Here is a 20,185-nt window from a genome sequence, read left to right on the forward strand (position 1 = left end):
GCCGAGCCCGGTCCGCGTGAAGAAAATGCGCAGGGTCAAACCAGGGGCGGAAGCCCCTGGCCTCGAAACCGGCGAGCAAGCCCGCCGGTTCTGTTTTTCAGCAGGCGGCCGAAGCCGCTGCCATCACTTGATCACGAAGGGCAGCAGGCCGAGGAAGCGGGCGCGCTTGATCGCCTGGGCGAGGTCGCGCTGCTTCTTGGCCGAGACAGCCGTGATGCGGGAAGGAACGATCTTGCCGCGCTCCGAGATGTAGCGAGAGAGGAGCTTCACGTCCTTGTAGTCGATCTTCGGGGCGCCATTGCCAGTGAACGGGCAGGACTTGCGGCGGCGGAAGAACGGGCGGCGTGCGGGCTGGCTCATCAGACTTCCTCCTCGGCGACATCATCCACAACCGCATCTTCGCGGTCACGGCGGCGGGGGCGGTCGTCACGGCCGCCACGGTCGTCGTCGCGATCCCGGTCGCGGCGCTGGAGCATCACGGAGGGGCCATCCTCGAGCGCCTCGACCTTCACGGTCATGAAGCGGAGAATGTCTTCGGAGATGCGCATCTGGCGCTCCATCTCGGCCACGGCGGCGGCCGGAGCGTCGATGTTGAACAGCGCATAATGCGCCTTGCGGTTCTTCTTGATGCGGAACGCGAGGGATTTCAGCCCCCAGTATTCCACCTTCGTCACCGCGCCGCCCTTCTGCTCGATGACGGACTTGTAGGTCTCGGTCATCGCTTCAACCTGCTGCGCCGTGACGTCCTGGCGCGCCAGGAACACGTGCTCATACAAAGCCATAGCTCTTTGCCTTCTGTCATGCCCGGAATGGGCGTCTCTCCCCTTTGGCGCGAAGCCCTTCGAGCCGATGGAAGGCTCGATCCGTTCACGAAGGCGTTGACACGGGAGACCGAGGTTCGAAACCTCTGCCGGAAATCCGGCTCTCCGTTCAGCCACCGGCCATCGGGGAAGTGCGGCGGATAAGCCAATCACCGGAAAAACGCAAGCGAAACCGCAAGAAAGCGAAACCGCGAGAAAGCGTCGATTCAATCCACGCTGGTGCAGACGCGGGTGCCCGAGCAGCGCGTCGTGGGTGGCGCGCTCGGCGCCGGCGCCTCGATCACGGCCATCGGCGCCGTGATCACCCGACCGGCCGAGCGGGGAACCTGCGCGGGCGGCGCACCGGCGGCACTCGCCGTTTCCGGCGCGCCCGGCGCCTGCGGCAGGCTGACCCGCGACGGCAGGTTCGAGCCGCCCGGCGTCACGGGCGAGGGGGCGGGCCCGATCTGGCTCGGCGCGGCCACCGGGGCCGCCGGCTGGCCCGAGAGCAGCGCGCGGGCGGAGACCGCCATCTCCTCATGCACGGCCCGGAGCACGCGGGCCGGTTCCGGCACGCCATTCTCCACCAACGCATTGCGCGAGAGCGTCACCGGCACGCGCCGCAGCGGGCCGGCGATCCGCGTCTGCGCGCCGCTGGCATCGGTCTGGATCGCATCGACGCCGACATGGATCTCCACAACGTCGCTCGCCTTCTCGAGCACCACGGCGGTGGGATAGAGAATGAGCGAGGAGGGCGGCAGCGGCGTACCAATCGAGGCTGCGCGCGCCGGGTAGGGCGCCAGCGCCTTCGCGATCTCCACATTCGAATAGGCGATATCCCCGCGCGAAAACGCCGGAACAAGCGCCTGCGAGAGCTGGTTATTGCGTGTCTTGGTGATCGCGGTCGCCGCGACCACGCCGACGAGCCCGAAGGCCACGCCGAGGCCAAGCCCGAGAGCGACATCACCGCCCTCCGCGCTGTAGGCATAGAGATAACGCGAGGAGCCGAGCCGCGCGAGCAGGCCCGGTTCGTTCAGCGCGGGGCTGTGCTCCGCCACGAGAATGGGCGTCGGCGCGCCATTCGGGCCAGCGGCGAGATTGGCGCGGGTGGTCTGGCACGCCGCGACGGACAGGGCCACGAGCCCGGCGAGGCCCGCCCGGCCGAACAATCTGAGACGCGACATCTCTTCCCCCAACGCACCCAAGCCGTTGTGCCGATAGCAAATGCAAGGTCCGCTTGCAATGTTGCGAGGTCTGCCGCCATCGGTGCTTTCGGGGGAAAACCGGGCTTCGCCTTGACTTTACCCCGCCCCGATCGCATCAGGCGAGCCGTTTGCCGTGCTGAACGGGTCAGTTCAGGCCAGATTGCGAGGGTCTCATGTCGAAAACCGCGTTCCTCTTTCCCGGCCAGGGCAGCCAGGCCGTGGGCATGGGCCAGTCGCTCGCCGCAAATTTCGCCGCGGCCCGCGCCGTGTTCGACGAGGTGGATGCGGCTTTGGGGCAGAAGCTCTCGGCCCTGATGTTCGAGGGCCCGGAAGACCAGCTCACGCTCACCGCCAATGCCCAGCCCGCGCTGATGGCCGTTTCGCTCGCGGTGATCCGCGTGCTGGAAGCGGAAAAGGGCCTCGATCTCGCGAAAGCGGCGAATTTCGTGGCGGGTCACAGCCTCGGCGAATACTCCGCTTTGGCCGCCGCAGGCGCGCTCACGATCTGGGAGACGGCCAAGCTTCTGCGCATCCGCGGCGATGCGATGCAGGCGGCCGTGCCGGTGGGGCAGGGTGCGATGTGTGCGCTAATCGGCGCCGAATGGGAGCTTGCCGCCGAAATCGCCCGCGAGGCCGCCCAGAATGAAGTCTGCGATGTCGCGAACGACAATGGCGGCGGGCAGGTGGTGCTCTCCGGCCACAAGGGCGCGATCGATCGCGCCATCGAGATCGCCAAGGCGAAGGGCGTGAAGCGCGCGCTGCCGCTGCCGGTCTCGGCGCCGTTCCATTCCTCGCTGATGCAGCCGGCGGCCGACCGCATGCGCGAGGCGCTCGCGGGTGCCGCCATTCGGGCGCCGAAGGTGCCGGTGGTCGCGAATGTGCTCGCCGCGCCGGTGACCGACCCGGAGGCGATCCGCCGTCATCTCGTCGAGCAGGTCACCGGCTCGGTGCGCTGGCGCGAGAGCATGATCTGGCTGGGCGCGAACGGCGTCACGCGCTTCATCGAATGCGGTTCGGGCAAGGTGCTCGCGGGCCTCGCCAAGCGTGCGGTGGCCGGTTCTGAGGCCACGAGCCTCGGTTCGGCGGATGATGTATTGGGCTTCCAATGAGATTCCGCGTTTCGGCCGGTGTCATCGCAATCGACGCACAGCGCCGCGTGGCCTTGGTCCGGCATGTCAAGGCGGGGCATTATGACTTCTGGGTTGCTCCCGGAGGCGGCGTGGAACCGGGAGAAGACTTGCGCGCCGCCGCCCGGCGCGAGGCTTCGGAAGAGTCCGGACTTTCGGTGCAGGATCTGCGCCTGATTGCGATCGAGCAGCTCATCGGCTCCCTGAGCTATTCGCATCAGGTGAAGCACTGGTTTTTTGCAAGGGTCGAGGGTTCGGTTCCCCTCGTCACCGATGACGCTTCGACCGCGCGTGAGGGCATCGTCGAGGCGCAGTGGCTGTCTCGTGACAATCTTTCGGGCAAGCTTGTCTTTCCGTCCCTCTTAGGGGGCGAATTCTGGGATGCGCTGGACGCCGGTTTCCCGGATGTCACAATCCTTCCGCCGCGTGTCATGGCTTTTGAATGATGGAGACTCCCATGTTTGATCTTTCCGGCAAATTCGCTCTCGTCACCGGCGCGTCCGGCGGCATCGGGTCTTCCATTGCCGAGGCTTTGCACGCGCAGGGCGCGACCGTCTGCCTCTCGGGCACGCGCCGCGAGGCGCTGGAGGCCGTGGCCGGAAAGCTCGGCAGCCGCACGCATATCGTGACGGCAAACCTCTCGGATCGTGCATCCGTCGAGGCCCTCGTGCCCGAGGCCGAGAAGGCGCTTGGCGGGCTCGACATCCTTGTCAACAACGCGGGCATCACGCGCGACAACCTCTTCATGCGCATGAAGGATGAGGAGTGGGATCAGGTTCTCGCGGTGAACCTCACCTCGTCCTTCATCCTCGCGCGCGCGGCCGTGAAGGGCATGATGAAGCGCCGTTTCGGCCGCATCATCGGCATCACGAGCGTCGTCGGCGTCACCGGCAATCCGGGCCAGGCGAATTACTGCGCGGCCAAGGCCGGCATGATCGGCATGACGAAGAGCCTCGCGGCGGAGGTCGCGAGCCGGGGAATCACCGTGAATTGCGTGGCACCGGGCTTCATCGAAAGCGCGATGACGGATGCGCTGAACGAAAAGCAGCGCGAGGCGATCATGGCCTCGATTCCGGCGGGCCGCATGGGCAAGGGCGCGGAAATCGCGAGCGCGGTGGCCTATCTCGCCTCCGTGGAGGCCGCTTACGTCAACGGGCAGACCCTGCATGTGAATGGCGGCATGGCGCGCATCTGAGCCATCCTTTCCGGGAAATCCCCGAGTTTGGTTGCACCGCAACGTTGACATTCCTTTCCCAATCCTGAAAGGGAAGTCCCGGTTGCGACGCGCTTCGCCAAAGAGCGGGGATGTGCGCACGGGGGTATTCTTAAGTCAGAACAGAGAAGGTTTAGCCATGAGCGATGTCGCCGAGCGCGTGAAGAAGATCGTGATCGAGCATCTCAGCGTCGATGCGGACAAGGTTGTCGAAGGCGCGAACTTCATCGACGATCTGGGCGCGGACAGCCTCGACACCGTCGAGCTGGTGATGGCGTTCGAGGAAGAATTCGGCGTCGAGATCCCGGATGACGCCGCCGAGACGATCCAGACGGTCGGCGACGCGGTGAAATTCCTCGAGAAGAACGCGGCCTGACGGCGCCGGCCCCATGCTGCGCCGGGTGGTCATCACGGGTCTGGGAATGGTCACGCCGCATGGCTGCGGCGTGGAACCGACCTGGAGGAACGTGCTGGATGGTCGCTCGGCGGCCCGGCCGGTGGAGCATTTCAACGTGGCGGATCTGCCGGCGCGCATTGCCTGCCAGATTCCGCGCGGAAACGCCCCCGGCGAATTCAATCCCGACGACTGGATGGACCCGAAGGACCAGCGCCGCGTCGATCCTTTCATCGTCTATGCGATGGCTGCGGCGAAACAGGCGCTGGACGATGCCCGCTGGCACCCATCCACGCCCGACGAGCAGAACTCCACCGGCGTCATCATCGGCTCCGGCATCGGCGGCATCGAGGGCATCAGCGAAACGGCCCTGCTTCTGGCCGAAAAGGGCCCGCGCCGCGTCTCCCCCTTCTTTATTCCAGGCCGGCTGATCAATCTTGCCTCGGGCTATGTCTCCATTGCCCATGGGCTCAAGGGTCCGAACCATTCGGTCGTCACCGCCTGTTCCACCGGCGCGCATGCCATTGGCGACGGTGCGCGGATGATCGCGCTCGGCGATGCCGATGTGATGGTCGCGGGAGGTGCGGAATCGCCAGTCTCGCGCATTTCGCTTGCGGGCTTCGCGGCCTGCCGCGCCCTGTCCACCAGCTTCAACGATACCCCGGAGAAGGCCTCGCGCCCCTATGACAAGGATCGCGACGGCTTCGTGATGGGCGAGGGCGCCGGCGTGGTGGTGCTCGAGGAACTCGATCATGCCAGGGCCCGTGGCGCCACCATCTATGCCGAGGTGATTGGCTACGGGATGTCTGGCGATGCCTATCACATCACCTCGCCCAGCGAGGATGGCGATGGCGCATTCCGCTGCATGCAGGCGGCGCTGAAGCGCGCGGGCGTTTCGGCTGGCGAAATCGATTACATCAACGCGCACGGCACTTCGACGCCGGTGGGCGACGAAATCGAATTGCGCGCGGCCGAAAGGCTGCTCGGCAACCAGGCGGGGCGCGTCTCGATGTCTTCCACGAAATCCGCCATCGGCCACCTGTTGGGTGCCGCGGGCGCGGTGGAGGCGATCTTCACGACACTGGCGATCCGGGATCAGGTCGCGCCGCCTACCATCAATCTCGACAATCCGTCGGTGGAAACACCGATTGATCTCGTGCCGCACCGGGCCCGCAAGCGCGAGATCAACATGGCGCTGTCGAACTCGTTCGGTTTCGGCGGCACCAATGCCTCGCTGGTCCTGCGTCGCTATGCGTCGTGAGCCTCAGCCCGGCTTTCGCCATAATCCTGCGGGAAGAGGAGAGGGAAAGCGCGCCGTGTTCCTTGGGCCGCTTCGAAATGTCCGCTTCGGCGCGGACCCTGCGAGCCCGGCATGACCTCGACGCCCGACCCGAATTCCAAACCCGACCCGTCCCGGCCGGAAGCCGGCAAGGGCGAGCCGGAAAAGGCAGGCTGGCTGGCCCGCAAGCGCGCGCGCCCCGGAGCGGGCGAGGCTGTGAAGGCAGAGCCTGCACCGCCGCCGCCGCGCAAGAAGCGCAAGACCGGCATCACCGCCCTGTTCTCGGGGCTGATGACTGCGGCCGTGTTCCTGCTCGTGGCAGTTTTCGCGGGCGTGACCCTCGCCCATCGTGAATTCTCCGAGCCCGGCCCGCTGCAGACCGACAAGGTCGTGATCATCGAGCGCGGCTCGACCACCGAGGACATCGTCGAGACACTGACGCGCGAAGGCGTGGTCACCCGCCCCAGCCTGCTCTGGGCCGTGCTGCTCTGGCGCGATATCAGCTCGAAATTCAGTTCGGAAGGCGCGAACCGCCGGGCCAAGAGCGGTGAATATCTCTTCCGGCAATCCGCCTCGATGAGCGAAGTGGTGGATGTCATCACCTCGGGACGCTCGATCCAGCATGCGATCACCATTCCCGAGGGCCTGACCAGCGAGCAGATCGTCGAGCGCCTGATGCAGAATGAGCTGCTCACGGGGGAGATCGAGAGCATCCCCGCCGAAGGGGCGCTCCTTCCCGATACCTATCGCATCAGTCGCGGCACCAGCCGCGAGGCGCTCATCGCCCGCATGGCCAGCGAGCAGCGCCGGGTCCTGAACGAGATCTGGAGCCGCCGCGCGAAGGATATTCCCCTGCGCAATCCGCGGGAACTGGTGACGCTCGCCTCGATCGTCGAGAAGGAAACGGGCCGCGCGGATGAGCGACCGCGGGTCGCCAGCGTGTTCTACAATCGGCTTGAGAAGAAGATGCGGCTGCAATCCGATCCGACGATCATCTATGGCCTTGTCGGCGGCAAGGGCAGCCTTGGCCGGCCCATCAGCCGCGCCGATATCGATCGCCCCACGGCCTACAATACCTACACAATCCCGGCCCTGCCGCCGGGGCCCATCGCCAATCCCGGGCGCGCGGCCATGGAAGCGACCGCCAATCCTTCGCGCACGCGCGACTTCTATTTCGTGGCCGATGGCACCGGGGGCCATGCCTTTGCCGAGACGCTGGAACAGCATAACCGCAATGTTGCCCGCTGGCGCCAGATCGAGTCGATGCGGGCGGCGATACCGGCCGCTCCGGGGCTCCAGCCTGTGCCAGGTGCGCCGGCGGCTGCCTCCGCCGATGGCGCCACCGCGCCGCAGGTGCAGGGCTTCTCCCAGCCGGATCGTCGGCCGGGCCAGGTCACCACACCGGCTCCGGCGGGACGGCCCGCCGGCACGCCTGATCCTCCTGCGGCCCGGGCGGCCCCCCAGCCCAACTGACAATCCCCTTCGGCCTCGTCCCATTCCCGGTGCGATCCATGGTCCATGACGTTCCTTCTCGTTCACCCGGCCGCAGGGGCGTGATGCTCGTCATCTCCTCGCCCTCGGGGGCCGGCAAATCCGCCCTGTCGCGCGCGCTGCTCGACAAGGATCGCGAAGGACGCCAGCAGATCGTCCTCTCGGTCTCGGTGACCACCCGCCCGAAGCGGGCGAGCGAGATCGACGGCGTGCATTATCATTTCGTGGATATCGAGACGTTCGAGCGCATGCGCGATCGCGGCGAATTGCTGGAATGGGCCGAAGTCCATGGCAATTTCTACGCGACCCCCCGCAAGCCGGTGGAAGCCGCGCTGACCGATGGCAGGGACGTGCTCTTCGACATCGACGTGCAGGGGACGCTGCAGCTCTACCGCACCATGCGGGATGATGTGGTGAGCGTCTTCATCCTGCCGCCCTCCATCGCCGAGTTGCAGAACCGGCTACGCCGCCGCGCGGAGGATGCCGAAGCGGTGATCCAGCGCCGCCTGCACACGGCCGAGCGTGAGCTCGAGGCCTGGCAGGATTACGACTATGTGCTGGTGAACGAGGATCTCGACACCTGCTTCCAGCAGCTTGAATCGATACTCGAATCCGAGCGGTTGAAGCGCGTGCGCAATCCGGGTCTGGCCGGGCGCCTGGCAATCCTGCAGCAAGATCTGAAGGATGTACTCGCTCAGCCGCGCTGAGCGTCGAGCGCGTTGGCGAGCGCCACGAACCCCGCCACAGGCACGGTCTCGGGGCGCGCCGTCGGGTCGATGCCCGCAATCGCCAGCGCGGCCTCAAAGCCGTCGAGCGATTTCAGGCTCTGCCGCAGCATCTTCCGGCGCTGGTTGAAGGCCGCCGCCGTCACCTGTTCCAGCCTTTCGAGGCGGCAGGCAAGGGGCTTGGCGCGGGGACGGAGGGTTACGACGCTGGAAGTCACCTTCGGCGGCGGCGTGAACGCCGCAGGCGGGAGATCGAAGGCGATATGCGCCTCCGTCCGCCAGCCTGCGAGGATGCCGAGGCGCCCATAATCCGAAACCTCAGCCGGCGTGGCGACGATCCGCCTCGCCACCTCCCGCTGGAACATCAGCGTGAGGCTTTCCCATGCAGGAGGCCAGGGCAGGCGCAACCAGCCGATCAGAAGTTCGGTGCCGATGTTGTAGGGCAGGTTCGAAACGATGCGCGTGGGGGCTCCCCGCGCGAGCGCTTCGTAATCCGCCTTGAGCGCATCGCCCTCGACGATGCGGAGGCGGCCGGGATAGCGGGCGGCAATTTCCTCCAGCGCGGCGATGCAGCGCCGGTCCCGCTCGATGGCCACCACTTCCGCCGCTCCGGCCGCAAGCAGCGCACGGGTGAGGCCACCCGGACCGGGGCCGACCTCAATGACGCGTCGCCCCTCGAGCGGGCCAGCCTCGCGGGCAATCTTCGCCGTGATGTTGAAATCCAGCAGGAAATTCTGCCCAAGGCTCTTCAAGGCCGCGAGGCCATGGGCGCGGATGACCTCGCGAAGGGGCGGAAGGCCATCCTGGAAGGCCGCCATCAGCGGTTCATCCGGATTTCCATGGTCTTGCGCAGTTCGGCGATATAGCTGCGCGCGCGCTCCGTGATGCGCTGCTGGCCGAGGCGCTCGGCCACTTCCGCGCGCAGGGCCTGCGATACCGGGCGGGGATTGCGCTCGCACACCGCGACCATCTCGATGCCCTGGTCCGTGCGGAATGGCGCCGTAAGCTTGCCGACCGGCGTGCGCTCGAGGACCTTCAGTAGCGCCTCGCCAAGCTGGTCCGAAGAGCGCAGCTGTGCCGGCCGGATCGCCACATCGGGGAGAGTCCGCAATTCGTCGAACCCCGTCTCGCAGCCGGAGAAGCGGGCACGCGCGGCATTGGCCGCAGCCTCCCGCGCGCCAGGCGAGACACCGCGGGGCACGACGAAGACGACATTGCGGATGAAGTAATCCACGATCGGCTTCTGCTTTCGCATCTCCTCGTCGATGGCCTTCTCGAGATCGCCGGCGGAAACCTGCGACCCCTTCCGGGCCTGATCACGCAGCAGGACCTGCCAGGCGAGATCGGCGCGGATCCTGTCGCGCAGGTTGGAGGGCTCGATACCCGATTGCCGCAGCGCCGCATCAAAGGCCGCGATATCACGCCCGCCGCTCTTGGCGATGCGGGCATATTCCACCTCCACGCCTTCCTCTGTCACGCGATAACCGGCGCGACGGGCCTGGATGAGCTTCACCTTGTCGTCGACCAGTTCCTCGATTGCGGCGCGGCGATCGATGCGGCGCCCTTCGACGAGCTGCACGATCCGCATGCGCTGCGCGACGTCAAAATCCGTGATCGGCAGGCCGTTCACGGTCGCGATGACGTTCTGGGAATGCGCCGGAACGGCGGTCAACCCGGCAAAAGCGAGCGCCAAAACCGCGAGCAGCAGCTGTCGAACCCTTGTCATCATGCCAAAACCCATGCCCGATGCACCTTACCTCGTGCGGTTCGAGAACTGGCTCTCGATCAGATCCCGCAGCGTCAGGCGCATCAGGATCGTGCTGGTGGTGCGATTGGTCGGCTGGCCGCCGGCGGCGGTCAGCGAGAGATAGTCGGAATTGGCGCGCGTATAGGTCACCGAGAAATCGGTGCACTCATCCCGGTAACCCATGCCCAACGTGGTGGCCGCCACGCGCCATTGCGTGCCGCTATAGGTCTGGCCCAGCGTATTCGCGACAGAGCGCTGGCTGAGATAACGATCCATATCGAAGAGAACGGAACCTGCCACGTAGAAATTCTGCGGCAGATCCACCTTCGACTGCAGGAACAGGCCCTCGCGGCGCAGCGGGTAGCCCAGCTCGGGCTGCGGCGAGATCCGGGTATAGACCGCGCTGAAATTCACCTTGCCCAGGGTGCTTGTCGCAGAGAGATCGAAACGACGCAGGCTCAGGTTCTTCTCGTCATAGCGACCGCGCGCCGTGAAGTTCATGTTGGAGAAGGGCTGCACCGTGACCGCCGTCACGTAATCCGAGCGGGAGCTTTCGAGGCCCGAATTGCGGCCAGTATTCGCAAGATCAAAAGCCGCAAAGGAATTGCGGCCGGCCAGATGCACCGACTGGCCGAACAGAACAGAGGTGAAGAACTCGCCGTTCGAGCGGAAGGAGTAACGGCCGCCATAATTCAGGCGCGAGCCGCCTTCCACGCGGTCATAACCGGAGAACTTGTTGATCGAGAAGATCGAGTTCTCGTCAAAGACGAGGCTCTGCGCATCCTCGTTCGGCAGGTTGCCGATCTGGGCCTCATTCGGCCTGAGGATCACCTGCGCGATGGGCTCGACATGGTGCGTGCCGAGCGCCGTCTGCGCGAAGAACGGATAGCGGTATTCGAGGCCCAGGCTCGGCATGGCCCGGAACAGGAAATTGTCGCGGTTGTTGCCGAGGAAGTTCGATTGCTGCGCATTCGAGAAGCCCTGGCCGATAAAGCCCTGCAAAGTCTGGTCCGGCGAGTTGAAGCCGCTGAGATTCTGCCGGAGATAGGCGAAATCCGCACGCATGCCGAAAAACGGAGTCCATTCCTGCCCCAGCGGATCGATGAAGCGGCGGCGCCAGTTCATCTCGGCCGTGTTGCGGACATATTCACCCGCGAAGCCGCGCAGCAGGCATTGGCCAGGGCGATAGGCGCCCTTCGTGGTCGCGCCGCCATCGGTCGAATAGATGCAGGGCATGTAAAGACCGGTCGAGTTCGCGGCGTAAAGCAGGCCACCCGGGGTGAAGGTCGGGTTGCTCGGCTGCGCCAGGGCCTGGAACAGGGCCGCCTCGCGCTGGATGGCCGCGCCATTGGCGCTCAGCCGCAATTCGCCACCGAGATTATCGAGCGTGAAGCGACGGTCGAAATCATAGGAGGGCGCCACGCGTTCGATCTGTTTCTGCCAGTCGCCCGCGGTCAGGCCGAGGAAGGCAAAGGCCGAGATGTCCATCCGGCTGCGCGCGCCCTGGCCGCGCAGGTATATCTCGGAGATCGATTCGCTCAGGAACATGTTCGAGAGCGTCTGCGGCTTGATCTTGTAATCCGTGAAATAGTGCTTGTCGGTCGCCCAGGCTGCATTCCAGCCGAAGGCCCACTTCTCGTTGAGGTAGAACTTGCCCCTGCTTTCGACGGAGCCGCGAAAATCCTTCGCGCCCGCGCCGAGAAATGGCTGGGTGGGGAAGAGCTCCGGACGTTCCTGCCAGATGCCGTTCACGCGGAGATTGTAGCTGCCATGCTCCAGCCGGTGACGCCAGAAAAGATCAAGATGCGCGCCCTGCCGGCTGAAGGCCGTGGGCGTGAAGGTCAGGTCATAGTTCGGCGCAATCGACCAGAAGATCGGCAGGCTCACGCCGCGGCCAAGGCGTGATTTGTTCATGAAGCGTGGCGGCAGAACGCCGGAGAGATTACGGACCGAGGGATCAGGGGCGTTGAAGAACGGGATCCACGCCACCGGCACGCCCCAGAATTCGATGGTGGCGTTCTCGTAATAGATGCGGCGCTCGGAATTCTTGTGAATGATGCGCGCGGCCTTCACCTGCCAGAGCGGCGGACGCTCCGGGTTGTCCTTGCAGGGTTCGCAGGAGGTGAAGGTGCCGTTCTGAAAAACGGTCGTCTCGCCATCCGTGCGCTCGGCGCGGGCGGCGGAGAACCGGTTGCGCTCGACGGTCTCCACGCGCAGGCTGTCGATGAAGCCGTCGCGGAAATCGTCGGTCAGGTCGAAGCGGGTGCCAAAGGACTTCGTGCCGTCCGAGTCGGTCATGCGCGCATTGCCCTCGGCATAGACGCGCTTGGTCTTGCGATCATAGATGACGCGATCCGCCTCCAGCACCTTGCCCTGGTAGTAGATCTGCACGTCGCCACTGGCGGTCACGCGGTCGCGGTCGCGGTCGTAGATGATCTCCTTCGCGTCCACGAGCATGCGCGAGCGTTCGCCCGTCGCGCTGGCGCGCGTGAGCCGATCGTTCAGGGTCTGAGCGGAAAGCCCGGTCGAAGCGGCATCCAGCGCGAGCAGGAACAGCCCCGAGAAAGCCGCCAGACCGAGCTTGCGGAACGTTAACCAACTCTCGCGATTCTCCGGCGAATCGTCCCTCATCACCCGTCTTCCTTGTTCAGAAGCACGAGCACGCTCATGGCGGAGGCAAACAGAGGGGCGGCCCAGGCGGCGAGCGTTGTGCTGACAACGCCGGCATTTCCCAGGTCTTCGGCGACTTCCGTCGCGATATAGAGGCCAAAACCAGCCACCACTCCACCAAGCACCATTGTCGCCAGGCCACCAGAACGCAGAAATTTTAAAGAAAAACAAGCGGCAACGAGAACCATCGCGACCAGCAAGGCCGGCCGCGCCCATAACGACTGATAGATGAGGCGATACCGCGTCGTGTCGAGACCTGCAAGCTCCAGCCGCTCGATGATGCCGGGGAGGGACCAGAAGGAAACAGCCTGCCCCGGTCCGAGGGCCGAGCGCATCTCCTCCGGCGTGAGGTTGGTCGCCACGAGATAGACAGAGTAACTCTCGGGCTCATGATCCTCCGAGACCACACGGGCCTGCTCCAGCCGCCAATAGCCCGCTCGCAGACGGGCCACCGGCGCCTCGACGCGCTCCACAAACTGGCCGCGCTCGTCCATCACGAAGAATTGCACGCCGCGCAGCGTATCGTTGGCGGAATCGAGCGCCGTCGCGCGGATGATCGCCTCGCCATCGATCGAGCGCTGACGCAGCCAGATGACGCTGCCGAGGGTCGCGCCGCCGCGCCGGAAGAGATGGGCCTCCAGCGTGTTGGCCCGATCCTTGAACTTCGTCGCGACGGGATTGTAGACCGTCACCACAAGGCCGCCAATGACCAGCGCCAGGATGATCGCCGGCGTCAGGAACTGCCAGGCCGAATAGCCCGCCGCGCGCGCCACCACGAGTTCCAGCCTGCGGGAAAGGGCGATGAAGCTCGCCATCGCGCCGAAAAGCATGCCGAAGGGAATGACCTGCTCGGCGGTCGCCGGCGTGCGGAACAGGGCGAGCTTCGCCATGGTGCCGGCGCCGGCCCCCACGGAATCGCCCGCGCGGCGCATCAGCTCGACGAGATCGAGCGTGTAGATCAACGCGAAGATCGTGAGGAACACGATCATCATGGCGGAGAGAAACCGCCGGGCGAAATAGAGCCCCAGCGTGCGGCCGATCATCATCCCGCGACCCTCCGGCGGAAGGGCAGGCGCAGGAGGATCGCCCCCGGGATCCGCGCCCAGTCGAATTCGGGCAGCAGCTTCCGGCGCTGCGGCCAGAAGGATCGCCAGGCCATGAAGCCGGCAATCGCGGTCGAGAGCAACGGCACGGCATACATCAGCGGCACGCCCGCCGCGCTGCGCACCGCAAAGCTCGCGGCCGCGAAACCGGCGATGCGCATCACCACCAGCGCGACCACGGCGCCGAAAATCGCCTGGCCGCGCCCCTGCCGCGTCGTGCGCGCACTGCCGAGGGCGGCAAATGCAATCGCAAGCGTCGCAAAGGGGTAGAGCGGGTTTGTCAGCCGGTCATGCAGTTCGGAACGGAAACGCCCATAGATCGACTGCACGTAAGGATCGTCCCGGTCGAGTGTGAGAAGCTCGCTCGTGCGGCGCTCGCGCGGCTTGTACTGAATGGGCCCGCGCCCCTGCTCGAACTGGTTGAGATCGAACACATAGCGCTCGAAGCCGATGAGTGTGGAGCCGCGCGCGCCGCTCTCCTGCCGCTGCATGGAGCCTTTCTCGAGAACCAGGTAGGTCGCGCCATCCACCTCCACGACCTGACCGCGCTCCGCGAGATAGGCCGCCGCGAGATTGGGGTCACGCGAATCGTGGATCATCACCCCGCCCATCGCCCCGCCGGGAAGCCGCTCGCGGTAATGGAAAGTGATGCCGCGTTCGATCTCGATGAACTTCCCCTCCTGCAGGATTCGCGTCACCACATCCGCCCGCACCTTCGTGATGATGGTGCGGAGCGCCCGGAAGCTCTCGGGCATTGCGAACAGCGTGATGGAGCCGACGATCAGGGTTACCACCACCGTGAGCATCGCGAAGGGGCGCAGGATGATCATCGGCGAGAGGCCGGCCGCGTTCATCACGATGAGTTCGCTGTCGGAATTGAGCCGGTTCAGCGTGTAAAGAATCGCGATGAACAGCGCGAGCGGCGCGATGATCATCACGAGGGCCGGCACGCTCAGCATGGTCACTTCAAGGAAAAGCAGAATCGTCTGGCCCTTGCCGGTGACGAGGTTGAGCTCGCGCAGGGCCTGCGTGACCCAGATGATCCCGGTCAGCGCGAAGAGACAGGCGAATAACGCCACCGCCGCAATCCGCAGGATGTATCGCTCGATCATGCTCATTTCGCATTCTTTCCTGCCGCGAAATCGCGGCGCTCGCAAGGCAGGTGACGCAGGGCGCGAAGCGGGGTCGAATTCTGCGTGCCGGATTAACGGAAAACCTCGCCCAAACCCTTCTGGCCCTTGCGGGAAAGGGCGATCCGCTCCACGTTGCCCAATGTGACCATCCGCCGGGAATCATGGGAATTTGCGCTTTCGCTCTCCCAGACCGGACGATCTGACGAGGATTTCATGGCCCAGAGCCCGACCATCACCTTCGTTCCCCTCTCGCAGGAGCCGGCCAGTCCCGTGCTCGGCCTCTTCGCGAACGAGGCGGGCATTTCGGCGCAAACCGCCGCGTTGATCGGCGAGAAGCCGGCCCAGCGGCTGGCCCAGGCGATCAAGGCCGAGGAATTCAAGGGCAAGGGCGGTTCTTCGCTGTCGCTGCCGGCCGAGCCCGGCTTCGGGCAGGAGGCGACGCATGTGCTGCTGATCGGCCTTGCTGGCGACGAGGAGAACCCCGCGCCGAATGCCGTGCGTCTGGGCGGGCAGGCGCTGTCGAAGCTTCCGAAGAATCGCCCGGCGAGCCTCGTTCTGCTTGGACCAAAGGCTCCGTTCACGCCGCAGGAGGCCGCCGATTTCGCCCTCGGAATGATGCTCGCCGCCTACAAGTTCGACCATTATCTGACGAAAAAGAAAGAGGATAATGGCACGCCCACATCCATCCTGCTGCATGTGGAAGATCCTGTCGCCGCCCGCCGCGCCATGAAGGCCCGCGAAGCAGCCTATGGTGGCGTGGCGCTCGCCCGCGACCTCGTGAACGAGCCGCCGAACGTGCTGACCCCGGTGGAATTCGCCTCCCGCGCCGAAAAGCTCGAAAAGCTCGGCGTCGAGATCGAGATCCTCGACGAGAAGGCCATGAAGAAGCTCGGCATGCGCGCGCTTCTGGGCGTGGGGCAGGGCTCCGAACAGGAGAGCCGCCTCGTCATCATGAAATGGATGGGCGCGAAGAGCGAAAAGACCCCGCCCATCGCGTTTGTCGGCAAGGGCGTGGTGTTCGATACCGGCGGCATCTCCATCAAGCCGGCGGCGGGCATGGAAGACATGAAGGGCGACATGGCGGGTGCCGCCACCGTTGTCGGCCTCATGCACACGCTCGCGGCGCGCAAGGCGAAGGCCAACGTGATCGGCGCGATCGGCCTCGTTGAGAACATGCCCGACGGCAAGGCCCAGCGCCCGGGCGATATCGTGAAATCCATGTCGGGCCAGACGATCGAGATCATCAACACCGATGCCGAGGGGCGCCTCGTGCTGGCCGATGTGCTCTGGCACGTGAAGCAGAAATACAACCCCGCCTTCATGGTGAATCTCGCGACCCTCACCGGCGCCATCATGGTCGCGCTCGGGCAAGAGCATGCGGGTCTGTTCTCCAATAACGATGAACTCGCCGAGCGCCTCGCGAAATCCGGCAAGGCCACGGGCGAAAAGCTCTGGCGCATGCCGCTCGGCCAGGAATATGACAAGCAGATCGACAGCAAGGTCGCGGACATGAAGAATACCGGTGGGCGCTATGGTGGCTCCATCACGGCGGCGCAGTTTCTCCAGCGTTTCGTGGATGGCTGCCCCTGGGCGCATCTCGACATTGCCGGCACGGCGATGGGCTCGCCGCAGACGGATATCAACAAGGGATGGTCGTCCGGCTTCGGCGTGCGCCTGCTCGATCGCCTCGTGGCGGATTTCTACGAGGGGTGACAGCGAGGCGCGTCATGGCCGGATTCATTCCGGCCATCCACGCCTTGCCTTGTGCTCCCCCTGAAGTCGCGGATGGCCGGGCCAGGCCCGGCCATGACGGAAGGCAAAATGACCGAAGTTCTCTTCTACCACCTCACCGGCCAGCGCCTTGAACAGGCGCTGCCGCAACTGCTGGAAAAGTCGCTTGAACGCGGCTGGAACGCAGTTGTGCGCGCAGGCTCCGAGGAGCGGCTCGCCGCGCTTGACGAGGCGCTCTGGACCTATTCGGAAGCGAGCTTCCTGCCCCATGGCCGCGAGGAGGAGGGCGAGCCGGAGCATCAGCCGATATTGCTCACCACGAAGGATACGCGCGTGAACGAGCCGGGCGTGATCTTTCTTGTCGATCGCGCGAAGCTCCCGGCCGAATACGATGTCGAGCGTGTGGTGCTGATGTTCGACGGCGACGATCCCGAAGCTCTGGACGAGGCGCGCGTCGCCTGGAAAACCGTGAAGGGCCTCGGTCACCCCGCGACCTACTGGCAGCAGGAGGGCGGGAGATGGGTGAAAAAGGCGGGGTGATCGATCTTGATATCCGCGGCGTTGAAGATGCTAACGAGAAACGTGCCATTTGCCGCCGGCTGCTGGATGGTCTGCCGGAATGGTTCGACAGGCCCGAGGCCGTGGAAATCTACATTTCCGAAGCCGGCGAATTGCCGATGGTCGCAGCCTTCTCCGGCGACCATCCTTTGGGCTTTGCCCTGCTGAAGCCGCAGACGCAGGCGGCTTGCGAACTCGCCCTGATTGCAATTGATCGCGCATTTCATCGGCGCGGGATCGGTCGCCGGCTTGTTACCACGATGGATCAACTCGCACGAAAGCGCGGCGCGCGGTTTCTGACCGTCAAGTCGGTCGATGCTTCGTTTCCGAACGCAGAATACGACGCCACGCGAGAGTTTTATCGGACAATGGGTTTTGAACCCCTTGAAGTCTTCCCGGATCTGTGGGGCGGGCATGTCCCGTGCCTCTTGATGATCCGGGTTATTGCCTGATCCTTACCTCTGCGCGGTCGCAAGCGCCGCGCCGATGCCCACGAACATCCCGCCTGTGATGCGATTGAAGGTCCGGGCGTGGCGGCTGAGCCAGGGCGCAATCTTCTGCGCGGCGAAGGCGAGCAGCAGCTCGTAGGCGATCTCCACGATCACGAAGGTGCCGCCGAAAATCGCGAGATGCGTAAGGAAACCCACGCCGGGCACCATGAATTGCGGCAGGAACGCCGCGAAGAAAATCAGCGCCTTGGGGTTGGAGGTTGCCACGAGAAACCCCTCGCGGAAGAGCGCCCACGAACTCTCTGTGGAAACGCCGGCACCATCACCGGCACGCACCAGCATGGGTGGCGCGCGCCAGAGGCGGATGCCGAGATAGACGAGATAGGCAGCGCCAAGCCATTTCGCGATGGTAAAGGCCTTTTCGCTGGCCGCCAGCAGCGCGCCGAGCCCCGCGAGCGAGGCCGCGATCAGCACCAGAAAACCCAGGCCACCGCCGATCACCGTGGCGATCGTCTTCCTGAAGCCGTGCTGCACGCCATGGGTGAGCGAAAGAAGCCCGTTCGGCCCCGGCGTGAGCGAGAGACCGATGGCCGCGACGAGATAGATCAACCAGATTTCAAGGCTCATTTTTTTCTGTGCTCATGGGCTTGTGCCCCGCGGCAGAGTCGATCGAGCCTAGCTGATGCTTTCCAGTTCGGCCATCACCATCAGCCATTCTTCCTCCGCCGCCGCGAGCTTCTCCGCGAGTGTCGCGCGGTCCTTGGCGAGTTGGGTCGCCTTGGCGGGTTGGTCACGGAAGATCGCGGGATTGGCGAGCGCCTCGTCGGCACGGGCTAGGAGGGTCGTGAGCTTTTCGACCTGCTGTTCCAGAACCTTCGTTTTTTCGCGCAAAGGCTTCTGGTTCTGGCGCTTTTCGGCCGCCGTGCGCCGTCCGTCTTTCTGCGAGGCGGAAGCATCGGCCTCGCGCTTGCCGGAATCGCGCCGGGCTTCGAGCACGAGTTTCGCATAGGCGTCGAGATCGTCCTCGAAAGGCTTCACGCGCCCCTCGGCCACCACCCAGAGCCGGTCGCAGGCGGCATCAAGCAGCGAGCGATCGTGACTCACGATGATCACCGCGCCCTTGTAGCCTGCGAGCGCCTCGACCAGCGCGTCGCGCATCGGGATGTCGAGATGGTTCGTTGGCTCGTCGAGGATCAGCAGATGCGGCCCCTCGAAGGCCGCGAGGCCGAGCAGCAACCGCGCTTTCTCGCCGCCCGAGAGCTGGCGAATGGGCGTATCAGATTTCTCGGCGCCAAAACCGAGCCGCGCGGCGGCAGAACGGACCACCGCTTCACCGGCCTGCGGCAGCTTCCGGCGCACCAGCAAGGCGGGGGTTGCACCGGAATCGAGCTCATCGAGCTGGTGCTGGGCGAAATAGGCGATGTTCATGCCCCGCGCGCGGGTGACCTCGCCGGATTTCGCCTCGAGCCGCCCGGCAATCAGCTTCACGAGGGTCGATTTGCCGTTGCCGTTCTGGCCGAGCAGGCCGATGCGATCATCCTCCGCGATGCGCAGCGTGATGCCCGCGAGCACGATGCGCTCGCCATAGCCGACGGAAGCAGCCTCCATCGAGAGGATGGGCGGCTGCAACGGCTTTTCGGGATCACGCAGGTGGATTTCCGCCGCTTCCTCGCGGGCGAAGGTGGCCACGGGCCCCAGCTTTTCGAGCCGCTTCACGCGGGATTGCGCCTGTTTCGCCTTCGAGGCCTTCGCCTTGAAGCGATCGATGAAGGCCTGGAGATGCGCACGTTCGGCCGCCTGTTTTTCAGCGGCCTTTTCGGCGAGCGCGGCCTTCTCGGCGCGCTGGCGGGCAAAGCTCGAATAGCCGCCGCGATAAAGCGTGAGCCTGCCGCGATCCATGTGCAGGGTGTGATCCGTCACCTCATCGAGGAAATCGCGATCATGGGAGATCACCACCAGGGTATGCGGGTAGCGCTTCAGGTGCTCGGTCAGCCAGAATGCGCCCTCGATATCGAGATAGTTCGTGGGCTCGTCGAGCAGCAGCAGGTCCGGCTCGCGGAACAGCACGGCCGCCAGCGCCACGCGCATGCGCCAGCCGCCGGAGAATTCCGAGCAGGGGCGGCGGATATCCCCGGCCGAAAAGCCGAGGCCGTAGAGAATGGACGCAGCGCGTGCCGGGGCCGCTTCCGCGCCTATATCGGCGAGGCGCAGCTGGATATCCGCGATGCGCGCGGGATCGGTGGCGGTTTGCGCTTCCTTCAGCAGCATGACGCGCTCGGTATCCGCCGCGAGAACCGTGTCGAGCAATGTTTCCGGCCCGCCCGGTGCTTCTTGCGCGACATGGCTCAGGATCGCCTGGCGCGGCATGGCGATCGTGCCGCTTTCCAGCGCGATCTCGCCGAGGATCAGCTTGAAGAGGGTGGATTTCCCGCAGCCATTGCGGCCGATCAGCCCGGTACGCGCCGCCGTGGGGAGCTGCGCGGTGGCGTTGTCCAGCAGGAGACGGTTGCCGAGGCGATAGGTGAGGCCGGTGAGCGAAAGCATGGCCGCGCTATAGCCA

The 20,185-nt window shown here is 65.2% G+C and carries 20 protein-coding genes; 10 read left to right on the forward strand and 10 right to left on the reverse strand.

The genetic code is table 11. The features are described 5' to 3' along the window. Window positions 1–123: 123 nt before the first annotated feature. The 3 genes from rpsR to ACKODO_RS08520 all read right to left on the reverse strand — a co-directional run bounded on the left by rpsR (window position 124) and on the right by ACKODO_RS08520 (window position 1,984). Entirely contained in the window at window positions 124–360 is a 237-nt protein-coding gene (gene rpsR / locus ACKODO_RS08510) for a 30S ribosomal protein S18 (protein WP_408983009.1), read from the reverse strand. Continuing rightward, window positions 360–782 (reverse strand): 30S ribosomal protein S6, encoded by a 423-nt coding sequence (gene rpsF, locus ACKODO_RS08515; protein WP_408983010.1) that lies wholly within the window; start codon window positions 780–782, stop codon window positions 360–362. Before rpsF ends, rpsR begins: the two co-directional genes overlap by 1 nt. Before the next feature lie 245 nt (window positions 783–1,027). Next, window positions 1,028–1,984 (reverse strand): hypothetical protein, encoded by a 957-nt coding sequence (locus tag ACKODO_RS08520; protein WP_408983011.1) that lies wholly within the window; start codon window positions 1,982–1,984, stop codon window positions 1,028–1,030. Between the two features lie 194 nt (window positions 1,985–2,178). On the opposite strand from ACKODO_RS08520, the gene fabD reads away from it, so the two are divergent. The 7 genes from fabD (at window position 2,179) to gmk (ending at window position 8,216) form a co-directional block, all read left to right on the forward strand. Then, a complete protein-coding gene (fabD, locus tag ACKODO_RS08525; RefSeq protein ID WP_408983012.1) occupies window positions 2,179–3,114 on the forward strand; it encodes an ACP S-malonyltransferase in 936 nt (311 codons plus the stop codon). Continuing rightward, window positions 3,111–3,578, forward strand: coding sequence for an NUDIX domain-containing protein (locus ACKODO_RS08530; protein ID WP_408983013.1), 468 nt, complete (start codon window positions 3,111–3,113; stop codon window positions 3,576–3,578). Before fabD ends, ACKODO_RS08530 begins: the two co-directional genes overlap by 4 nt. 11 nt (window positions 3,579–3,589) lie before the next feature. Beyond that, complete coding sequence (fabG, locus tag ACKODO_RS08535; RefSeq protein ID WP_408983014.1) at window positions 3,590–4,327, forward strand: 3-oxoacyl-[acyl-carrier-protein] reductase; 738 nt, start codon at window positions 3,590–3,592, stop codon at window positions 4,325–4,327. A 157-nt stretch (window positions 4,328–4,484) separates the two neighbouring features. Next, complete coding sequence (locus tag ACKODO_RS08540) at window positions 4,485–4,721, forward strand: acyl carrier protein (protein WP_408983015.1); 237 nt, start codon at window positions 4,485–4,487, stop codon at window positions 4,719–4,721. A 16-nt stretch (window positions 4,722–4,737) separates the two neighbouring features. Further along, window positions 4,738–6,000 carry a beta-ketoacyl-ACP synthase II gene (gene fabF, locus ACKODO_RS08545; RefSeq protein WP_408983044.1) on the forward strand — a complete coding sequence of 421 codons (1,263 nt, stop codon included), beginning with the start codon at window positions 4,738–4,740 and terminating at the stop codon, window positions 5,998–6,000. 111 nt (window positions 6,001–6,111) lie between these two features. Continuing rightward, window positions 6,112–7,491 (forward strand): endolytic transglycosylase MltG, encoded by a 1,380-nt coding sequence (mltG, locus tag ACKODO_RS08550; RefSeq protein ID WP_408983016.1) that lies wholly within the window; start codon window positions 6,112–6,114, stop codon window positions 7,489–7,491. A gap of 38 nt (window positions 7,492–7,529) precedes the next feature. Further along, window positions 7,530–8,216, forward strand: a complete 687-nt coding sequence (gene gmk / locus ACKODO_RS08555; RefSeq protein ID WP_408983017.1) for a guanylate kinase — start codon at window positions 7,530–7,532, stop codon at window positions 8,214–8,216. Here the strand turns inward: gmk and rsmA are convergent. The 5 genes from rsmA to lptF are packed head-to-tail and all read right to left on the reverse strand — an operon-like array spanning window position 8,204 to window position 14,872. Beyond that, window positions 8,204–9,052: a 16S rRNA (adenine(1518)-N(6)/adenine(1519)-N(6))-dimethyltransferase RsmA gene (gene rsmA / locus ACKODO_RS08560; protein WP_408983018.1), complete on the reverse strand. Its 849-nt coding sequence runs from the start codon at window positions 9,050–9,052 to the stop codon at window positions 8,204–8,206. The genes gmk and rsmA overlap by 13 nt on opposite strands. Next, window positions 9,052–9,963, reverse strand: a complete 912-nt coding sequence (locus ACKODO_RS08565) for a SurA N-terminal domain-containing protein (protein WP_408983019.1) — start codon at window positions 9,961–9,963, stop codon at window positions 9,052–9,054. The genes rsmA and ACKODO_RS08565 overlap by 1 nt, the downstream gene beginning before the upstream one ends. A gap of 24 nt (window positions 9,964–9,987) precedes the next feature. Continuing rightward, the gene (locus ACKODO_RS08570) at window positions 9,988–12,612 is read right to left on the reverse strand and encodes an LPS-assembly protein LptD (protein WP_408983020.1); all 2,625 of its coding nucleotides are present in this window, start codon (window positions 12,610–12,612) and stop codon (window positions 9,988–9,990) included. Beyond that, complete coding sequence (gene lptG / locus ACKODO_RS08575) at window positions 12,612–13,697, reverse strand: LPS export ABC transporter permease LptG (protein ID WP_408983021.1); 1,086 nt, start codon at window positions 13,695–13,697, stop codon at window positions 12,612–12,614. Before lptG ends, ACKODO_RS08570 begins: the two co-directional genes overlap by 1 nt. Further along, window positions 13,694–14,872, reverse strand: coding sequence for an LPS export ABC transporter permease LptF (lptF, locus tag ACKODO_RS08580; RefSeq protein WP_408983022.1), 1,179 nt, complete (start codon window positions 14,870–14,872; stop codon window positions 13,694–13,696). Before lptF ends, lptG begins: the two co-directional genes overlap by 4 nt. Window positions 14,873–15,100: 228 nt before the next feature. On the opposite strand from lptF, the gene ACKODO_RS08585 reads away from it, so the two are divergent. The 3 genes from ACKODO_RS08585 to ACKODO_RS08595 all read left to right on the forward strand — a co-directional run bounded on the left by ACKODO_RS08585 (window position 15,101) and on the right by ACKODO_RS08595 (window position 17,628). Next, window positions 15,101–16,600, forward strand: a complete 1,500-nt coding sequence (locus ACKODO_RS08585; protein ID WP_408983023.1) for a leucyl aminopeptidase — start codon at window positions 15,101–15,103, stop codon at window positions 16,598–16,600. A gap of 108 nt (window positions 16,601–16,708) precedes the next feature. Further along, on the forward strand, window positions 16,709–17,158 hold the full coding sequence (locus ACKODO_RS08590) for a DNA polymerase III subunit chi (protein ID WP_408983024.1): 450 nt from the start codon (window positions 16,709–16,711) through the stop codon (window positions 17,156–17,158). Further along, window positions 17,137–17,628 (forward strand): GNAT family N-acetyltransferase, encoded by a 492-nt coding sequence (locus tag ACKODO_RS08595; RefSeq protein WP_408983025.1) that lies wholly within the window; start codon window positions 17,137–17,139, stop codon window positions 17,626–17,628. The genes ACKODO_RS08590 and ACKODO_RS08595 overlap by 22 nt, the downstream gene beginning before the upstream one ends. 3 nt (window positions 17,629–17,631) lie before the next feature. Here ACKODO_RS08595 and ACKODO_RS08600 read toward each other — a convergent pair whose 3' ends face one another. Further along, entirely contained in the window at window positions 17,632–18,252 is a 621-nt protein-coding gene (locus ACKODO_RS08600) for a LysE family translocator (RefSeq protein ID WP_408983026.1), read from the reverse strand. 48 nt (window positions 18,253–18,300) lie between these two features. After that, window positions 18,301–20,169, reverse strand: coding sequence for an ATP-binding cassette domain-containing protein (locus ACKODO_RS08605; RefSeq protein WP_408983045.1), 1,869 nt, complete (start codon window positions 20,167–20,169; stop codon window positions 18,301–18,303). Window positions 20,170–20,185: the final 16 nt, after the last annotated feature.

The sequence above is a fragment of the Rhabdaerophilum sp. genome, from assembly GCF_046092605.1.
In the GTDB taxonomy this organism is placed as follows: domain Bacteria; phylum Pseudomonadota; class Alphaproteobacteria; order Rhizobiales; family Beijerinckiaceae; genus Rhabdaerophilum.

Coding starts and splice junctions, on each gene's coding strand:
- rpsR (WP_408983009.1), bottom strand. CDS start 360: ATGAGCCAGCCCGCACGCCGCCCGTTCTTCCGCCGCCGCAAGTCCTGC.
- rpsF (WP_408983010.1), bottom strand. CDS start 782: ATGGCTTTGTATGAGCACGTGTTCCTGGCGCGCCAGGACGTCACGGCG.
- ACKODO_RS08520 (WP_408983011.1), bottom strand. CDS start 1,984: ATGTCGCGTCTCAGATTGTTCGGCCGGGCGGGCCTCGCCGGGCTCGTG.
- fabD (WP_408983012.1), top strand. CDS start 2,179: ATGTCGAAAACCGCGTTCCTCTTTCCCGGCCAGGGCAGCCAGGCCGTG.
- ACKODO_RS08530 (WP_408983013.1), top strand. CDS start 3,111: ATGAGATTCCGCGTTTCGGCCGGTGTCATCGCAATCGACGCACAGCGC.
- fabG (WP_408983014.1), top strand. CDS start 3,590: ATGTTTGATCTTTCCGGCAAATTCGCTCTCGTCACCGGCGCGTCCGGC.
- ACKODO_RS08540 (WP_408983015.1), top strand. CDS start 4,485: ATGAGCGATGTCGCCGAGCGCGTGAAGAAGATCGTGATCGAGCATCTC.
- mltG (WP_408983016.1), top strand. CDS start 6,112: ATGACCTCGACGCCCGACCCGAATTCCAAACCCGACCCGTCCCGGCCG.
- gmk (WP_408983017.1), top strand. CDS start 7,530: ATGGTCCATGACGTTCCTTCTCGTTCACCCGGCCGCAGGGGCGTGATG.
- rsmA (WP_408983018.1), bottom strand. CDS start 9,052: ATGGCGGCCTTCCAGGATGGCCTTCCGCCCCTTCGCGAGGTCATCCGC.
- ACKODO_RS08565 (WP_408983019.1), bottom strand. CDS start 9,963: ATGATGACAAGGGTTCGACAGCTGCTGCTCGCGGTTTTGGCGCTCGCT.
- ACKODO_RS08570 (WP_408983020.1), bottom strand. CDS start 12,612: ATGAGGGACGATTCGCCGGAGAATCGCGAGAGTTGGTTAACGTTCCGC.
- lptG (WP_408983021.1), bottom strand. CDS start 13,697: ATGATGATCGGCCGCACGCTGGGGCTCTATTTCGCCCGGCGGTTTCTC.
- lptF (WP_408983022.1), bottom strand. CDS start 14,872: ATGAGCATGATCGAGCGATACATCCTGCGGATTGCGGCGGTGGCGTTA.
- ACKODO_RS08585 (WP_408983023.1), top strand. CDS start 15,101: ATGGCCCAGAGCCCGACCATCACCTTCGTTCCCCTCTCGCAGGAGCCG.
- ACKODO_RS08590 (WP_408983024.1), top strand. CDS start 16,709: ATGACCGAAGTTCTCTTCTACCACCTCACCGGCCAGCGCCTTGAACAG.
- ACKODO_RS08595 (WP_408983025.1), top strand. CDS start 17,137: ATGGGTGAAAAAGGCGGGGTGATCGATCTTGATATCCGCGGCGTTGAA.
- ACKODO_RS08600 (WP_408983026.1), bottom strand. CDS start 18,252: ATGAGCCTTGAAATCTGGTTGATCTATCTCGTCGCGGCCATCGGTCTC.
- ACKODO_RS08605 (WP_408983045.1), bottom strand. CDS start 20,169: ATGCTTTCGCTCACCGGCCTCACCTATCGCCTCGGCAACCGTCTCCTG.